General features: G+C 44.7%; 15 protein-coding genes and 1 tRNA gene. 8 read left to right on the top strand and 8 right to left on the bottom strand.

Features of this window, described 5'->3' with window-relative positions:
• Positions 1 to 78: 78 nt before the first annotated feature.
• The 4 genes from hemC to AC07M6_RS02635 form a co-directional block, all read right to left on the bottom strand.
• On the bottom strand, positions 79 to 1,662 hold the full coding sequence (gene hemC, locus AC07M6_RS02650) for a hydroxymethylbilane synthase (protein WP_494887336.1): 1,584 nt from the start codon (positions 1,660 to 1,662) through the stop codon (positions 79 to 81).
• A 119-nt stretch (positions 1,663 to 1,781) separates the two neighbouring features.
• Positions 1,782 to 1,973, bottom strand: a complete 192-nt coding sequence (locus AC07M6_RS02645) for a hypothetical protein (protein ID WP_494887335.1) — start codon at positions 1,971 to 1,973, stop codon at positions 1,782 to 1,784.
• Between the two features lie 174 nt (positions 1,974 to 2,147).
• Complete coding sequence (gene hemA / locus AC07M6_RS02640; RefSeq protein WP_494887333.1) at positions 2,148 to 3,371, bottom strand: glutamyl-tRNA reductase; 1,224 nt, start codon at positions 3,369 to 3,371, stop codon at positions 2,148 to 2,150.
• 448 nt (positions 3,372 to 3,819) lie between these two features.
• Positions 3,820 to 4,746 (bottom strand): glycoside hydrolase family 43 protein, encoded by a 927-nt coding sequence (locus AC07M6_RS02635; protein ID WP_494887331.1) that lies wholly within the window; start codon positions 4,744 to 4,746, stop codon positions 3,820 to 3,822.
• Between the two features lie 206 nt (positions 4,747 to 4,952).
• On the opposite strand from AC07M6_RS02635, the gene AC07M6_RS02630 reads away from it, so the two are divergent.
• Complete coding sequence (locus AC07M6_RS02630) at positions 4,953 to 6,596, top strand: PAS domain S-box protein (protein ID WP_494887330.1); 1,644 nt, start codon at positions 4,953 to 4,955, stop codon at positions 6,594 to 6,596.
• A 77-nt stretch (positions 6,597 to 6,673) separates the two neighbouring features.
• Positions 6,674 to 7,117 carry an acyl-CoA thioesterase gene (locus AC07M6_RS02625; RefSeq protein ID WP_494887329.1) on the top strand — a complete coding sequence of 148 codons (444 nt, stop codon included), beginning with the start codon at positions 6,674 to 6,676 and terminating at the stop codon, positions 7,115 to 7,117.
• Positions 7,118 to 7,196: 79 nt separating this feature from the next.
• On the opposite strand, the gene AC07M6_RS02620 is transcribed toward AC07M6_RS02625, so the two are convergent.
• The 4 genes from AC07M6_RS02620 to AC07M6_RS02605 form a co-directional block, all read right to left on the bottom strand.
• Complete coding sequence (locus AC07M6_RS02620; protein ID WP_494887327.1) at positions 7,197 to 8,306, bottom strand: hypothetical protein; 1,110 nt, start codon at positions 8,304 to 8,306, stop codon at positions 7,197 to 7,199.
• Between the two features lie 132 nt (positions 8,307 to 8,438).
• Positions 8,439 to 9,071, bottom strand: a complete 633-nt coding sequence (locus AC07M6_RS02615; RefSeq protein ID WP_494887326.1) for an ABC transporter ATP-binding protein — start codon at positions 9,069 to 9,071, stop codon at positions 8,439 to 8,441.
• Positions 9,072 to 9,232: 161 nt separating this feature from the next.
• The gene (locus AC07M6_RS02610; RefSeq protein WP_494887325.1) at positions 9,233 to 9,514 is read right to left on the bottom strand and encodes a hypothetical protein; all 282 of its coding nucleotides are present in this window, start codon (positions 9,512 to 9,514) and stop codon (positions 9,233 to 9,235) included.
• Between the two features lie 27 nt (positions 9,515 to 9,541).
• Positions 9,542 to 10,531, bottom strand: a complete 990-nt coding sequence (locus tag AC07M6_RS02605) for a D-alanine--D-alanine ligase (RefSeq protein ID WP_494887324.1) — start codon at positions 10,529 to 10,531, stop codon at positions 9,542 to 9,544.
• A gap of 181 nt (positions 10,532 to 10,712) precedes the next feature.
• Here AC07M6_RS02605 and AC07M6_RS02600 point away from each other — a divergent pair, with 181 nt between their 5' ends.
• From AC07M6_RS02600 to AC07M6_RS02575, 6 genes are all read left to right on the top strand, one after another.
• Positions 10,713 to 11,495, top strand: coding sequence for a PASTA domain-containing protein (locus AC07M6_RS02600; RefSeq protein WP_494887323.1), 783 nt, complete (start codon positions 10,713 to 10,715; stop codon positions 11,493 to 11,495).
• A complete protein-coding gene (locus AC07M6_RS02595; protein ID WP_494887321.1) occupies positions 11,482 to 11,802 on the top strand; it encodes a rhodanese-like domain-containing protein in 321 nt (106 codons plus the stop codon). The genes AC07M6_RS02600 and AC07M6_RS02595 overlap by 14 nt, the downstream gene beginning before the upstream one ends.
• A gap of 5 nt (positions 11,803 to 11,807) precedes the next feature.
• Complete coding sequence (gene mltG / locus AC07M6_RS02590) at positions 11,808 to 12,860, top strand: endolytic transglycosylase MltG (protein ID WP_494887320.1); 1,053 nt, start codon at positions 11,808 to 11,810, stop codon at positions 12,858 to 12,860.
• On the top strand, positions 12,860 to 13,267 hold the full coding sequence (locus AC07M6_RS02585; RefSeq protein ID WP_494887318.1) for an acyl-CoA thioesterase: 408 nt from the start codon (positions 12,860 to 12,862) through the stop codon (positions 13,265 to 13,267). The genes mltG and AC07M6_RS02585 overlap by 1 nt, the downstream gene beginning before the upstream one ends.
• Positions 13,268 to 13,277: 10 nt before the next feature.
• Complete coding sequence (locus AC07M6_RS02580; RefSeq protein WP_494887316.1) at positions 13,278 to 14,243, top strand: YihY/virulence factor BrkB family protein; 966 nt, start codon at positions 13,278 to 13,280, stop codon at positions 14,241 to 14,243.
• 94 nt (positions 14,244 to 14,337) lie between these two features.
• A tRNA-Ser gene (locus tag AC07M6_RS02575) sits at positions 14,338 to 14,424 on the top strand.
• The last annotated feature ends 141 nt before the right edge of the window (positions 14,425 to 14,565 follow it).

Below are 14,565 nucleotides of genomic sequence, written 5' to 3'. Positions count from 1 at the left end.
CCCCAGCCCCCTAAAGGGGGAGTTTTTTAAATGTAATATTGTTATCAAACCCACCTTTTTTATTCCCCCTTCAGGGGGTTAGGGGGTTATTATTCCAAACACCGCCTCGGCCAGCCCAACTTCATCGGGCGAGAAAGGCAGTATGTATTTTAATCCTAATTCGGCCAGTTTGTTGCCGGTTGATTTACCAATGGCTACCAGCTTTTGATTACTCTCTACCAGGTTATCGGTAAAATAAGCTTCCACGTTCGACGGACTGGTAAACACCAGTACCTCGGCGCTTGATGCCTTTACATCGTCAATCAGTACGGTTTCATATACCGGCAGATCGATGATCTTTGTTTCGGCCGACATTTCCTTCTGGATACTGCGCATGGCGCTTTCCGAACCGGGGAATAATACCGTTTGACCATTAGCCAGTTTGGCAAACTCCCGCCCTACTTCAGTAGTATCGCCGCTATCGCCTACATAATCGGCAAAATGCCCGTTACGGCGCAACGTATCTTCAGATCCGGTACCCATTACCCCAAACTTTACCTTTTTAGGCAATTGCGGGTTCAGGTTAAAAAAGTACTCAACCGCGTTTTTACTGGTAAAAAACAGCCAGTCTACATTTTTCAAGATATACGAATCGAACTTGGTAATTACCGGCACGGTGCGGATGAGCGAGCGGCCCTCCACCTCAATATCATGTTTCTCTAAAGCACGGCGGAAATAGCTTTGTTCGGATACATCCCTTGAGATAAAAACCTTTTGCGGGAATTGTCTGTCCTTAGCAAAATACTGTAAAATCCTGTCCGCTATCCCGGTAATATCTTTAGTTTCTAAAAACAACCTGTCGGGAAATTCGTCGCCTTCGTCGGCTTTAGATGTAAATATCTGGTATCCATCCTCGTGCTTGCGGCAATAGCAGCCCAAAGGCAGATGGCAACCGCCGCCAAAACTCTTCAGCACCTTGCGTTCAACATTTAACGCTTCGGCAACTTCGGGGTGGTGCAGCGCCTGCAAAGCTTCAAACAGTTCGGTATCGCTTTCGCGGATCTGTATGGCTAATACGCCTTGCGCGGGCGCGGGGATAAATTCGGTTGGGGTTAATTCTTCCACATGAAATTCGCTCAAATCAATCCCTAAACGGCTTACGCCGGCTTTGGCAATCATAATGGCATCGTAAGCTTCGTCGCGCAGTTTACCTATGCGGGTAGGTACATTGCCGCGCAGTTCTTCAATTTCCAGGTCGGGGCGCAGGGCTAACAGCTGCGCCTTCCGGCGGTTGGATGATGTGCCCACCATGCCGCCAAACTTAACAGATAATTTATGTTTAACATCCACGCAGTCTTTCAAAATCAGCAACAGTTCAGCCGGGTCTTCCCGTTCTGATACTGCTGCGATTAGGAGTCCCGGAGGGTTATCGGTAGGCAGGTCCTTGTGCGAGTGCACCGCTAAATCAATAGTACCTGCCAGTAATTCTTCTTCCAGTTCCTTGGTGAAAAAGCCCTTACCTTCCAGCTTATCAAAGCTCAGGTTCAGGATCCGGTCGCCCTGGGTTTTAATAATTTTCAGTTCGGCAGTGATATTAACAGCTGCCAGGCTGTCTTTCACAAAATTAGCCTGCCATAAGGCCAAATCGCTTCCCCGTGTTCCGATGATCAGTTTTCTTTCCAAGTACTTATTTTTTTGCAACGCAAAAATACATTTGTTGTTTGCACCACAAATTTAAGTTTTAAACATCAGGTAAAGTAAATTTTATGAGAATGTGAGGTTAGGTTGACTTATGGGGAGATTCAACCGTTACGGGCCGTTGTTGGAATTGTTTCCAACAACATGCGCGATGGATATACGTTAGCTGTTGGTGACAACACCAACAGCGGCGTAGGCAAACTTTGTTGTAATGTGAAGTTTGGTTGACTTATGGGGGTACCAACACCTAAGGCGGCGAAGTTTGATTTAGGTATTTTTAAAATCAGTGCCTGCATTTCATCGGTTACGGTAGCCCCGCTTTCCGTTACAAATCCTCACTTCGCTACGCTTCGTTGTGAGTTTTCCACTTCAATCGGGTTTAGGTTGTACGGTTGGTGCATGTAAGGACGTTCCTTGCATATAGGGTGCTGAAACAAGTTCAGCATGAGAGGAAGTTTAAGAATGTTAGCTTACTGATTAATCAAAATCTCTTTAGCCATGATCATGGGTACGCTGATGTACTTTTTCTCCATGTAGTTCATCACTTTTTCCAGCACCTCGCGCGATTGCTCGTCCAGTCCCTGCACCTCATCGGCAAAAACAGAGTTGATAGCGGTGTTGCGGATCTCTTTGATCTTTTCGGGCACCTGGCGCATGGCCAGTTCAATACGGCGTTGTTTCAGCTGGGGTAAAAACTCGCTGATATTTTGGCTGATGATCTTTTCGGCGTGGGCCAGTTCCTGGTAACGCTCCTGGATGTTCTTTTTGGCCACTTCGTTAAGCGAGTGTACTTCTATAAAGTTCACTGCAAATTTTTCCAGTATTTCGGGGGCGGTATCGTTAGGGATGGCCAAATCTACAATGGTTTTCTTTTCGGTACAACCATTCAGTAAGGCGGTATATATTTCGGTAGTAATAACCGGCTGTGTGGCCGATGTGCAGGTGATGATCACATCAAAACCTTTATCATAAGTTTTCAGCGCTTCCAGGTCGTAAGCTACGCCATTAAGATCGGCCGCCAGTTCCTGCGCTTTGGATAACGTTCGGTTAAACACCGCGAAATTGTTGAACTTATGCTTTTGCAAGTATTTGGAAATATTGCGGTTGGTTTCGCCAGCGCCAATGATAATTACACGGGCATTGTGGCACAAATTCAGGTCGCGCAGCTTACGGTAAGCCAGCGACACTACCGAAATTGGATTTTTAGCGATATTGGTATGTGTATAAACTTCCTTGGCTGTTTTAACGGCGCAATTCATTACCATACGCAGGTAATCGCCGGTGAGGCCGGCCTCGCGGGCACTTTCATACGCTTTGCGTACCTGGGCCAGTATCTCCTTTTCGCCTACTATCAGGCTTTCTAAACTGCATGATGTGCGCAGCAAATGGGTCAATGCTTCCTGTTCTTCGTAAATACAGGCGGCATCAACAAAGGTGTTCATGTGATCGGTACATAAACCCAGTTCCATTGCTTCAATAAACTTGCAGGCGAAGGCTTTATCTACCACTTGTTCGGTAGCCATTACAAATGCTACACGGTTACAGGTGGCCAGGTAAAATATTTCGGGAATGTTAAATTGATCTTTAACCTGCCTTAGTTTTGGTAAAAGGTTTTCCTGACAAATCACCAGCTTCCCTAATTCCTTTAACTCGACTTGTTTGTGCGTAAAAGCGATTACCTTTAGATACTTCAAAGCAGTTTAAATTATAACGCAACAAATGTAAGATGCCCGCTTTGATGCAATGTCAAGCCTTTGTCAAACACAGCAATTTAGAATGTTTATAAATTAATTTACAAATACCTTATTTACAGATAATTAAAAACTTTTTTTACACAAAATTTGACCAAAATCATATATAAGTCAGCTACTTTACCTAAAAAGATAAGCTTAATTGTGCTGATTATTGGATACCTGCCTGCAGGCGTCAATCATTTTGTACATCCCGCAGGCTACATTCCTATTATTCCAGCATACCTCTTCTTTCCCAAATTAATGAATTTGCTGGCCGGTGATTTTGAGCTGCTACCAACCAGTGGTGTCTACCGGAACGGGATACATTGTTTATCCAGGAGGGATGTTTGGTTGGTAGAAAGGAATTGATGAATACACGTCCCATAGGAACACCTGGTAAACCTGCAAACTACTTCGTCATTTTCACCGGTAAAATATGCCCTTCCTTGTCAAAATGCATTTCATCAATACATACTACGCGATGATTGGCGCTGGTTTCGCCTAAAGGGCGGCGGTGATATACGATGTAATACTTACCGTCGTTAACGGAGTGGATAACCGAGTGGTGCCCGGCGCCGGTGGCTACATTAGGGTCCTGTTCCAGCACGGTAGCCAGGCGCTTGAAAGGTCCAAACGGCGAATCGGCCATGGCATAAGCCACTTTATAATCGGGGCCACCCCAGCCGCCTTCGCTCCACATAAAGTAATAGCGGCCGTCTTTCATAAACATATACGGGCCTTCTACATAGCCTTGCGGCGTGACCTCTTTATACAGCGTCCCATCCGCAAAGGGCTTAATGCCGCTAAAATCGTCTTTCAGGCGCACAACATTGCAGTGCCCCCAACCGCCATAAAACATATAATAGCTGCCGTCTTTATCCTTAAATACAAACTGATCGATAGGCTGGGCGCCGTTGGCTATCTCGCTGATCAATGGTTTACCCAGCAAATCCCGATAAGGGCCTTCCGGTTTATTGGCTACGGCTACGCCAATACCCCCAACCTCGCCCTGGTGCACATCATTAGCGCCGAAGAACAGGTAGTACTTACCGCCCTTTTGCAGCACTGCCGGCGCCCACATGGCGCGTTTGGCCCATTTTATGGCAGCGGTATCAACCACGCGGGGGTGCTTCTCCCAGGTTACCAAATCTTTTGATGAAAAAGCATCCAGGAAAACCTGATCATTGTATTTGGCCGAGTACGTTGGAAAAACCCAATAGGTATTACCATACTTGATACCTTCCGGATCGGCATACCAGCCGGGGATGATGGGGTTATGCTGGGCAGATGCGTTAATAGCCACAGCACCGAATATCATGACTAACAGTTTTCTCATTACGATGGATCTAATACCCGAAATTAGAAAAATTTACAGAGTTGTAAAGAATCAACCCGTTTCCGGACAGGGCACCTTGCATTAGGATAACTTTTTTACTGGTTAAAACGTTTAACAATAATAAATGTGGCTAATACATTTTAAAAATAGAGACTAATTTCTATATTTAGAATCCTGATACTATTTATATACTATTATTATACTGAATGAATAATTGGATACTGAGGTACGAATGCCTGGTAAAGAACAGACTTAATCCGCACTCAACCAAAACGGTGAACAATTTAACCTATTGGCAAGACCAACTGTTCATTAATTTTTTAATGTACTGCCTGCCGGTTAGTTTGCTTGCCGTTATCCCGGGTGTGTATATGTCTTTTAAGGATGGCTATCCTATTATTGCTATAGTTGATATTTTAAGCTTTACCCTGCTGTTTTGTGTTACGGTTTCCAACAGTATTTCGCTTAAAACCAGGAAGATATTTATCATCACCCTGTTTAATGTCCTTGCCGTTTTTTTGATCAGTGTATTAGGCTATGTTGGGCCCGGCGTATTTTACTTATTTGCTATTACTATACTAACAGCGCTGGTATTCCCTATCCGGTTTGCTTACTTGCTGATTTTAAGCCATGCCCTTATATTACTGGGCTTCGCGCTCGTTATCGATTTTAAACTATTTAATTGCGCGCTTATTAAGGATTACAGCGCCGGCAAATGGCTGGCCTTTAGTTCAAACCTGGTTTTTTTGAGCATTGTATTGGTTATTCTCATCCAACGTATACTGGAAAGCTTGCAAACTACTATAAAAAACAAAGACTATCTGCAAGAAAAATACAAGAAACTATTTGACCGCAGCCCTATGCCCATGTGGTTGTTCGATACCAAAACCCTGGCTTTTTTAGATGTAAATGAGGCGGCTGTAAGACATTATGGCTATACCCGGGAAGATTTCCTGTCGATGACCATCAAAGATATCCGCCCATCCAGAAATGCCGAAAATATTGAAAATCTGGTAAAAGCAAATCGCATATCCGGAGCGTTTTATGAGGGCCATGCCGAACATACTAAAAAAAACGGGGAAAATATTTACGTTAAAATTGAAAGTAATCTGGTTGAATTAGAGGGCCAAGCCGTCAGATTGGTATTGGCTACGGATATCACCGATGATCTGAATAATCAGCTGGAGGTATTTAATGTTAACCAGCGGATAAAAGAATCTGAATCTAACTTAAAGGCGATCTTTGAAAACTCAATCGATGGCTTTGTATTGCTGGATAACAATTATTATATTAAAACTTTTAACTCAAAGGCCCTGGATTATATCAAATTCAGTAAGCAACAATCAGAATTTGAGACAGGCAAAAACATTTTTGATTTTATTGAATTTTCCGGCCGCGATTATCTGCGGGAGGTGTTGAAAAAGGTGATCAGCGGCGGCGAAGTGATAGAGTATGACAGAAACTATCCTGCTGCAAACGGGGATCTATGGATCCGTTATACTATAACACCTGTATTTCAGGATAATACAATTAAGGGGGCCTGTATCAGCGGCCGGGATGTTACGGCCCGCAAAATGTATGTAAAAACAGTTGAAGCCCAGAATAAAACATTCCGCGAAATATCGTGGATGCAATCGCACCTGGTAAGGGCGCCACTGGCACGGATAATGGGTTTAACCCAATTACTTAAAGACAGTACAAATGAAGATGAAAAGGCAGAAGTTTTGGGCTTCTTAACCGCATCATCGGCCGAATTAGATGATATCATTAAGCTTATCACCCAAAAGTCTGCTTACATTGTTGAAACACACGCGCTTGAAAATGACCAGAACACTTTTATAGAAATGTAAAGCCAATCTGGCCCAATTTTAAAACTGTTAGATAAGTCCACCTCACAACATAAGCGGCCAAACCCTATATTTGCTCCATGAGCGAAAAGCAATACGCTACTTTTGAAACCGAGTTCCGTGTCCGTCCCGATGATATCGATATGTTTCAGCATGTACACAACAGCAAGTATTTTGATTATGTGCTGGCTGCCCGGTATGATCAGATGGAACGCTGCTATGGCATGGCCATGGAGAAATTTATGGAGCGCGGTTTTGGCTGGGTAGTACGCACCGCCCACGTTGATTATAAGCGCCCCCTAATGATGGGCGATTATTTTATAGTGCAAACAGGTATCCAAACCATTAACGATAAGGGCTGCCGGGTAAAATTCAGCATCACCAATAAAGCCACCGCCAAAATATGCTGCGATGGTTATTTTGATTATGTAATGATTGATATGCAAACCGGCCGCAGCGCCAAAGTGCCCGAGGATGTAATTGAACAGTATAGTAAGCCCCCCGGCCCCCTAAAGAGGGAGTAAGGAGTCGGAAAGTCTGAAAGACCAGAAAGTCCGAAAGCAGAAGTAGTTGCATCCGCACCTTTGTTCCCCCTTTAGGGGGTTAGGGGGTTTCTTTCACAGCAAAAGTTGTGTAGTAATTATAATAGAATAACAGATAAGCCACTACCCCATTCAGCACCACCAGCACCCCTATCTGCCGGTACAGGATCACAAAAAACAAGCCCATAAACAGGCCCATTACATATTGCAGATACTTATCCATATTTAAGCCCATCCAATACAGCAGGCTATGGAAAAGCAGTACAATGCTTAAACCAAACAGCAATAACTCTGCCGCCAATAACGGATTAAACCGACTGAACAGCCAAATGCCTTCAGGCAGCAGCAGCACCAAATAAACCAGCGCGAAGCCCGCAAACAGGCGCAGGCGGGTATGCGGTAGTCCGCGGGCAAAAATAAGATAGGTCTCCTCAAATTTACGCTCCTCAAATATCACCACCGCGTGTGCGGTGGCAATGGCCAGTATGGCTATGCCGGCTACCCGGGCATCGTGGCTTACATCGGCAAACAGCATAAATACCCCATTGACAATAAGGTAGGATATGCCCTTGGTGATCACATACCGGGCCTTCATTTTATCAAACACGTGGTAAATAAACAGGCTGTAAAAAGGCTTACGCCATTTGCTGCTCCACCGCAACAAAAGCGATTGGCTGCCTCCGTCCATCTGCCGGTTAATTAAGGTGGTGTAGATATAACCGCCCAGACCCGATAACAGTGCCAGGTACAGTAAAATAATGGCCGGGGTAATATAATAATGGTGCCACACCCCTACCACCACAGCGGTAAGGCCATAGGCTATAACCGGCATCAGCATGGTAGCCTGTGTAAGCATCCAGGCTGTTTGCTGTTGCCGTTTGCTGAACGCCGTACTGCTGTAAAACAAAAACTGCTGATGCGCGGCAAAGATCTGCCCGGCGGTATAATGCCAGGTTTTAATACTGTAAATGAGCCAAATGGCAAATACCACCATCAGCATCAGCGGACTGCTGATAAACGCCAGCATTAGCAATTTATGGTAATTGAGCAACTGCGCCGGGTCAACCGCACCAATTAATACCAGGAAAATAAACAGGAACAAGCCAGCATGTACGCGGTAAAAGCCGCGTGCAAATATTTTAACCAATACCCTGCTTAACGAGGTTTCCATTTTAGTGATGCGTTTTTCTTAAACTCGTTATTGCGAGGTACGAAGCAATCTCAAAACTATGTAGAGAACCATGCAATTCTGACCTGCTTACTATGAGATTGCTTCGTACCTCGCAATGACGTTGTGCCCTTATCATATTAAATTAAGCGTTTGATTATCCACCAACAACTCCGTAGCGGCAGGCAACTCGGCCGGATCAAGCGGCTGGTGCGATGTGAGCAGGAAACTTGTGCCCTGCTGCGCATGGCGCTCGGCCATCCAGGTGTATAGTATTTTTAGCGATGCCGTATCGATAGTGATCAGCGGTTCATCCAGCAGTATTACCTCGGGCTTACCCAAAAAGGCTAATAGCAAGGATAGCTTTTTCATCATCCCGCTGGAGTATGAGCCCACCGGGCGATCGACATAAGCGGTCATCAACATGCTTTCTATCAGTTGCTGCGCCTGCCCTGCCGGGGCGCCTTTGGCATCGGCAAACAAGCTGATCATCTCCATACCGGTCAAAAATTCGGGAAACAGGGGTTCGGCTTCGGCAAAGTTCACCAGCTTGCGGTAAGCCACCGGCTGTTTGGTAATGCTGATGCTATTGTTCAGCAAAATATCCCCTTTAAAGGATAAGATCCCGGCTATAGATTTCAGCAACGTGCTCTTGCCCGATCCGTTTACGCCCTTTATCCAATAGATGCCCGCCGGTATGGTCAGCTCATCTATTTTAAGCGCCGGGAAATTGCCGTAGCGTTTTTCAAACTTTTGGAAGTGGAGCATCAGCTTTTATTTGTTTGCAGTCGCCCGGCTCCAGCCGGGTGACGACTATTTCCCGGCCTCCGGCCGATGTAATTAATTATATTTTATTGCTATTAGAACGGCCGGAGGCCGGGAAATACAGGTCACTCGGCTGGAGCCGGGCGACTGCATTTTATCACAAACTACCTCTTCGCCGAGTCTGGTTTTATTATAGTTGTAATTTCTCCAATTTTAAAAAAATGCCCTAATATGGCAAAATACTCTTTTTTGTTTTCAAGATATTGCCCGGGATGCCGGGAAAATATATTAGTAATCTGATAAACACTACAAATAAAATAGTTAGATTTCCTTTCTATAGGAGTAATGCTTAGTTTACCTGAAAATTCTTTAAACGAATTAGGGCTTGGATTAGAAATGACAAGAATTAATAATATAACAGAAGTGATATAAATAGTTTTTCTCATCCTTTCTTTATCTATAAATCCTATTAACTACCCCTTCACCGATCCCTCTATCAGCATCCCGTAAAACTCGCCTACATCCATCCCGGCGGCACGTACCTGCTGCGGTATCAGGCTGGCGGCAGATTGGCCCGGCGTGGTATTTACTTCGATAAAATAAAAATCGTTGGTTTCTTCCTGTAAGATAAAATCTATCCGCACCATGCCTTTGCAGTTCAGGCGCAGGTAAACTTCGGTTACAATTCCGGCAATCTCCGCGTTCTTTTCCGCAGACAGATCGGCCGGGGTCACTTCTTTGGTAATGCCATCGGTATACTTGGCTTCATAATCAAAAAACTCCTTGCTGGTGATGATCTCCGTAGCGGGCAACACTTTCAGGTGGCCATTTAAGCGGGCGACGCCAATGCTGAACTCGCGACCTTTAATAAACTCTTCCACCAGTACCTGGCTATCTTCGTTAAACGCTTTCTCTAACGCTTCGGGCAGGGCGGCTACGTTATGCACCTTGCTCATACCCACGCTGCTGCCGCCATTGTTTGGCTTAATAAACAATGGGAATTTTAAGGCATTGGCCACCACGGCAACATCGTGCAAATCGCGGTCGAACAGTTGCAGGGATTTAGCTGTATGTAAATGATGTATGCTATGGATAATGGCTTTGGTATAAGCCTTATTCATGGTAATGGCCGATGTGGTAGCATCGCAGGTATTGTATGGAATATCCATCATATCAAAATAGCCCTGCAGCTTACCATCCTCGCCGGGGGTGCCGTGTATGGTAATAAAAGCCGCGTCGAATTTGATCTTCTCCCCTTTCAGCGTTAAGCTAAAATCGTTTTTATCGATATCCACCTGGTCGCCATTGGCTTCATAAAACCAGCGGTCGCGGTTAAGCAGGATAATGTAAACGGTATATTTTGCAGGGTCGAGGTTGGCTTTGATATTTTTAGCGCTGTTTAACGATACCTCGTATTCGCCGCTATAGCCGCCTGCCATTAATGCGATCTGTTTTGTTGCCATAGGGTCAAAGATAGGAGAAAGTGAGGAAGTCGGAAAATCCGGAAGACGGAAAGTCGGAAAGATTAAAGGACTGCTTCGGTACAATGCAAACATCACTTCTGACTTACATCTTTCGGACTTTCCGACTTCCCGACTTCCGGACTAATAAAAATTTCCCTATGTTTGATTTCTAAATACTGAAATGAGCAAACTCTGGGCATATTTTAAAACTAACGATTTTCTTAAAAACTTCTTAGGCGCAATAGGCGTAGTGATCGGCATTGTGCTGATCGCTTTCTTTAGCCTCAGTTATTATACCAAGCACGGCTCGGGGATCCCGGTTCCGCAATTAACAGGCTTGCCTGTTGAAAAAGCTGTTTCCATATTACAGGATCAGGGTTTTGAATATAAAATAGACTCCGTTTATATATTGGATAAGGCCCCCGGCACCGTTACCGAGCAGGATCCTGATGCCGGCACCAACGTAAAAGAAGGCCGGGTGATCTATCTTACCGTTGTTACCCGCTTAGCGCCTGATGTAATATTACCCAAGCTAAAAGACACCACTTACCTGGAGGCTGTAGCCATACTGGCAAACTACGGGTTAAAAGTTGGCGATACCACCTATCGCTCGGATATTGCGCGTAACCATGTGCTTGAAGTTAGGTTTAGCGGACAGATCATTAATACAGGCGATAAGATCCCCAAAGGGTCGGTACTTGACCTGGTGCTGGGCGATGGCGCCGGTGCCAGTGAAGTAGATATCCCCGAACTGGTTAACCTTGACCTCGACGCGGCTAAATTTGCCATTAAGGGCAGTAACTTGCTATTGGGTAATATTACCTATCAGGGCCCTATTACCGATTCGGCCAACCTGGTGGTGATACAGCAGTTCCCGGCCAAAACAGACTCATTAAGCAAAACCAGTATTGGCACGCGTGTAAATTTGACGGTAACACAGGGTAAAAAGAATGACTTACCTTAATATTGATGCGGCAGAAATGGCACAGCGTATGCAAAACAATCAACCCATGCACCTGCTGGATGTGCGCGAAGCGATAGAATATCATACCTATAATATCGGCGGGCTTAACATTCCGCTTTCATCTTTATCCAAAAAATTACCATTGCCGGGTTGGGAACAATCAGACGAGATCATTGTGATATGCAAGGTTGGGCTGCGCAGTAAAACGGCGCAATCAATTTTACAGCAAAATGGTTATAGTAATGTCCGTAACTTATCCGGCGGTTTAATGGCCCTGCAAAAAATAAATAGAAACAATCCCCTGTAAATATCATGACCACTGAAAAGCAATCATCAGGAACCTTAAAAAAATTCATTATAGCGCTGGTAGTTATTATTGTACTGGCATTGGCCTGCACCGGCTTATTTTACTACCTCCGTTTTTTTGGCGCTAACGTAACCGGTAACCAGCAATATCTGTACATACATACCGGCGCAACTTATAACGATGTATACGATACCATACAGGCTAAAGGCATAGTAAAGGATACCACAACCTTTAATTGGGCGGCCCATAACATGAAATATGTGAACAAGGTAAAGCCCGGCCGCTACCGCCTGAAGGAAGGGATGAGCAACCGCACGCTGATCCGTATGCTGCAATTAGGGGCACAGGAAGCAGTTACCGTTAACTTCCATAACATCAGGCTGAAGGAACAATTTGCAGGCTTTATGGGGCGCAAACTGGAGCCGGATTCGTTAAGTATTATCCGATTGCTTGATTCGGCCGAATATGTAAAGCAGTTTGGCTTTACTCCTGATAATGTTTATGTAGTGATGATGCCCGATAGCTACCAGATTTTCTGGAACACATCTCCCGGGAAGCTGTTTGAGCGGATGTACAAGCACTATCAAACCTTTTGGACACCCGAACGCAAGCAGCAGGCAGCAGCGCAGGGCTTAACCCCTATCCAGGTATCCATATTAGCATCTATAGTGGACTGGGAGTCTGTTTACGACGATGAAATGCCAACCGTGGCCAGTTTATACCTGAACCGCCTTCGCCAGGGTATCCATTTAGAAGCCGATCCTACGCTGATCTTCGCGGCGCACGATTTTACCATTCGCCGTGTGCTGAATAAGCATAAATTAATAAACTCGCCTTATAATACTTATATGTATGCCGGTTTACCTCCGGGGCCTATCATGATGCCGTCTGTAAACGCAGTAAAAGCGGTATTAAGCCCGGCAAAAACTAATTACCTGTATATGACAGCTAAAGAGGATTTTAGCAACCGCCATAATTTTGCCGCCGACATTAATCAACACCAGGCCAACGCACGCAAATATCATGAAGCGCTGGATAAACGAAACATCAAAAAATAATGTTTGAACATACCACCAAAGTGCGGGTGCGCTACGGCGAAACCGACCAGATGGGTTATATGTATTATGGCAACTACGCCGAGTTTTTTGAAGTTGGCCGTGTAGAAATGCTGCGCAGCCAGGGTATGACCTACAGCAGCATGGAGCAATCGGGCGTTATGATGCCGGTGCTGGAAATGAAATGCAAGTACATTAAGCCCGCGCGGTATGACGAGGAGATCCGCATCCGCGTGATCATGGATAAGATGCCGGGCGTAAAGATCCATTTCCGTTACGAGCTTTTTAACGAAAAAGATGAACTGATACACCAGGCCGAAACCCTGCTGGCCTTTATTAATATGAAAACCAACCGCCCCTGTCTCCCCTCGCAGGAATTTATTGACAAAATGAAGCCGTTTTTTCAGTAAATTTGAATAAATGGAATGGCTGCACCGCTTTTTATTGAAGTTTAGGTTTTATCGGTACTTTTTAGATTGGACAAAGGTTATTATCCTTCCCGGCTTTCGGCCGCTGCCTTTATATACGGTAGCTTCGTTCTTTTTTAAAGAGATCAAGCAGGATTCGCTGGTTAACCGGGCATCATCGCTGGCCTATAGCTTTATGCTGGCTACTTTTCCTGTATTCATTTTTTTATTTACGATGATACCCTATATCCCGGTAAATAACTTTCAGACTAACCTGCTCGATCTGATCGCTATGATATTACCTACTAACGCGTATCTCGCTTTCAAAAACACCATTGAGGAAATTGTTAAGCAAAAAAACCTGAGTTTATTGTCCTTTGGTTTTTTATCTGCCATGATATTTGCTACCAACGGTGTTGCCAAGCTGATGAAAGCCTTTAATAAATCATCGCTGGTAGAGGAAACCCGTACCTGGTTAAAACGCCGCTGGATAGCGCTGGTACTCACTATCTTCATTGCCATATCCCTGTTTATCGCCATCATGATCCTGATCATTAGCGGGGTGATCATTGATTACATGAAAAGCCAGTTCACCAGTTCAATATGGGCTTACGTAATTATGTTTGCCCGATGGATCATCGTGATAGCCATGTTTTTTGTCACCATAGCCATTTTGTACCGTTATGGCCCGGCCAATAAGCGTAAGTGGAAGTTTGTGAGTCCAGGCTCTATATTAGCTACCAGCTTAGCTGTGCTTACTTCTATGGGCTTCTCGTTTTATATTAACAATTTCTCATCCTACAATAAAATTTATGGCTCCATCGGCACACTCATTGTAGTGATGCTATGGATGTATTTAAACTCGCTCATCATCCTTATCGGCTTTGAATTAAATGCCAGTATCGATCTTTCTAAGCGTAATATCAAGATCGTTAAGCCCCGGTATAATACCTTCCGCACGCCAAAACAGCAGAACTAACCCACTAATTTACTTATTATCAATATGTTAAATTTAGTTTAAAAAAAACTAAATCAAATTTGCCAATTCGCCCCGGATTTGTACTTTTGTCCCCGGAGAGCTGGCAGAGTGGTCGATTGCGGCAGTCTTGAAAACTGTTGAACTGTGAAAGGTTCCTGGGGTTCGAATCCCTAGCTCTCCGCTGATGATATAAAGGCCTGTAAATCGTTGATTTACAGGCCTTTTTTACGAAGCTTAAATCCGGACATTCGGGGGCCACTGACCACCCCATTCCGGAATAGCAAACATCTCATTCCGCTACGCTTTAACCATATTAATTTAT

It is taken from the genome of Mucilaginibacter sp. GW821-FHT07H05 (genome assembly GCF_059418485.1).
Note: the sequence above shows the minus strand (reverse complement) of the source record. Positions and strands in the feature narration are given on the sequence as shown.

Coding starts and splice junctions, on each gene's coding strand:
- AC07M6_RS02595 (WP_494887321.1), top strand. CDS start 11,482: ATGACTTACCTTAATATTGATGCGGCAGAAATGGCACAGCGTATGCAA.
- AC07M6_RS02585 (WP_494887318.1), top strand. CDS start 12,860: ATGTTTGAACATACCACCAAAGTGCGGGTGCGCTACGGCGAAACCGAC.
- mltG (WP_494887320.1), top strand. CDS start 11,808: ATGACCACTGAAAAGCAATCATCAGGAACCTTAAAAAAATTCATTATA.
- AC07M6_RS02630 (WP_494887330.1), top strand. CDS start 4,953: ATGAATAATTGGATACTGAGGTACGAATGCCTGGTAAAGAACAGACTT.
- AC07M6_RS02580 (WP_494887316.1), top strand. CDS start 13,278: ATGGAATGGCTGCACCGCTTTTTATTGAAGTTTAGGTTTTATCGGTAC.
- AC07M6_RS02625 (WP_494887329.1), top strand. CDS start 6,674: ATGAGCGAAAAGCAATACGCTACTTTTGAAACCGAGTTCCGTGTCCGT.
- AC07M6_RS02645 (WP_494887335.1), bottom strand. CDS start 1,973: ATGCAGGCACTGATTTTAAAAATACCTAAATCAAACTTCGCCGCCTTA.
- AC07M6_RS02600 (WP_494887323.1), top strand. CDS start 10,713: ATGAGCAAACTCTGGGCATATTTTAAAACTAACGATTTTCTTAAAAAC.
- AC07M6_RS02620 (WP_494887327.1), bottom strand. CDS start 8,306: ATGGAAACCTCGTTAAGCAGGGTATTGGTTAAAATATTTGCACGCGGC.
- AC07M6_RS02610 (WP_494887325.1), bottom strand. CDS start 9,514: ATGAGAAAAACTATTTATATCACTTCTGTTATATTATTAATTCTTGTC.
- AC07M6_RS02605 (WP_494887324.1), bottom strand. CDS start 10,531: ATGGCAACAAAACAGATCGCATTAATGGCAGGCGGCTATAGCGGCGAA.
- AC07M6_RS02615 (WP_494887326.1), bottom strand. CDS start 9,071: ATGCTCCACTTCCAAAAGTTTGAAAAACGCTACGGCAATTTCCCGGCG.
- AC07M6_RS02635 (WP_494887331.1), bottom strand. CDS start 4,746: ATGAGAAAACTGTTAGTCATGATATTCGGTGCTGTGGCTATTAACGCA.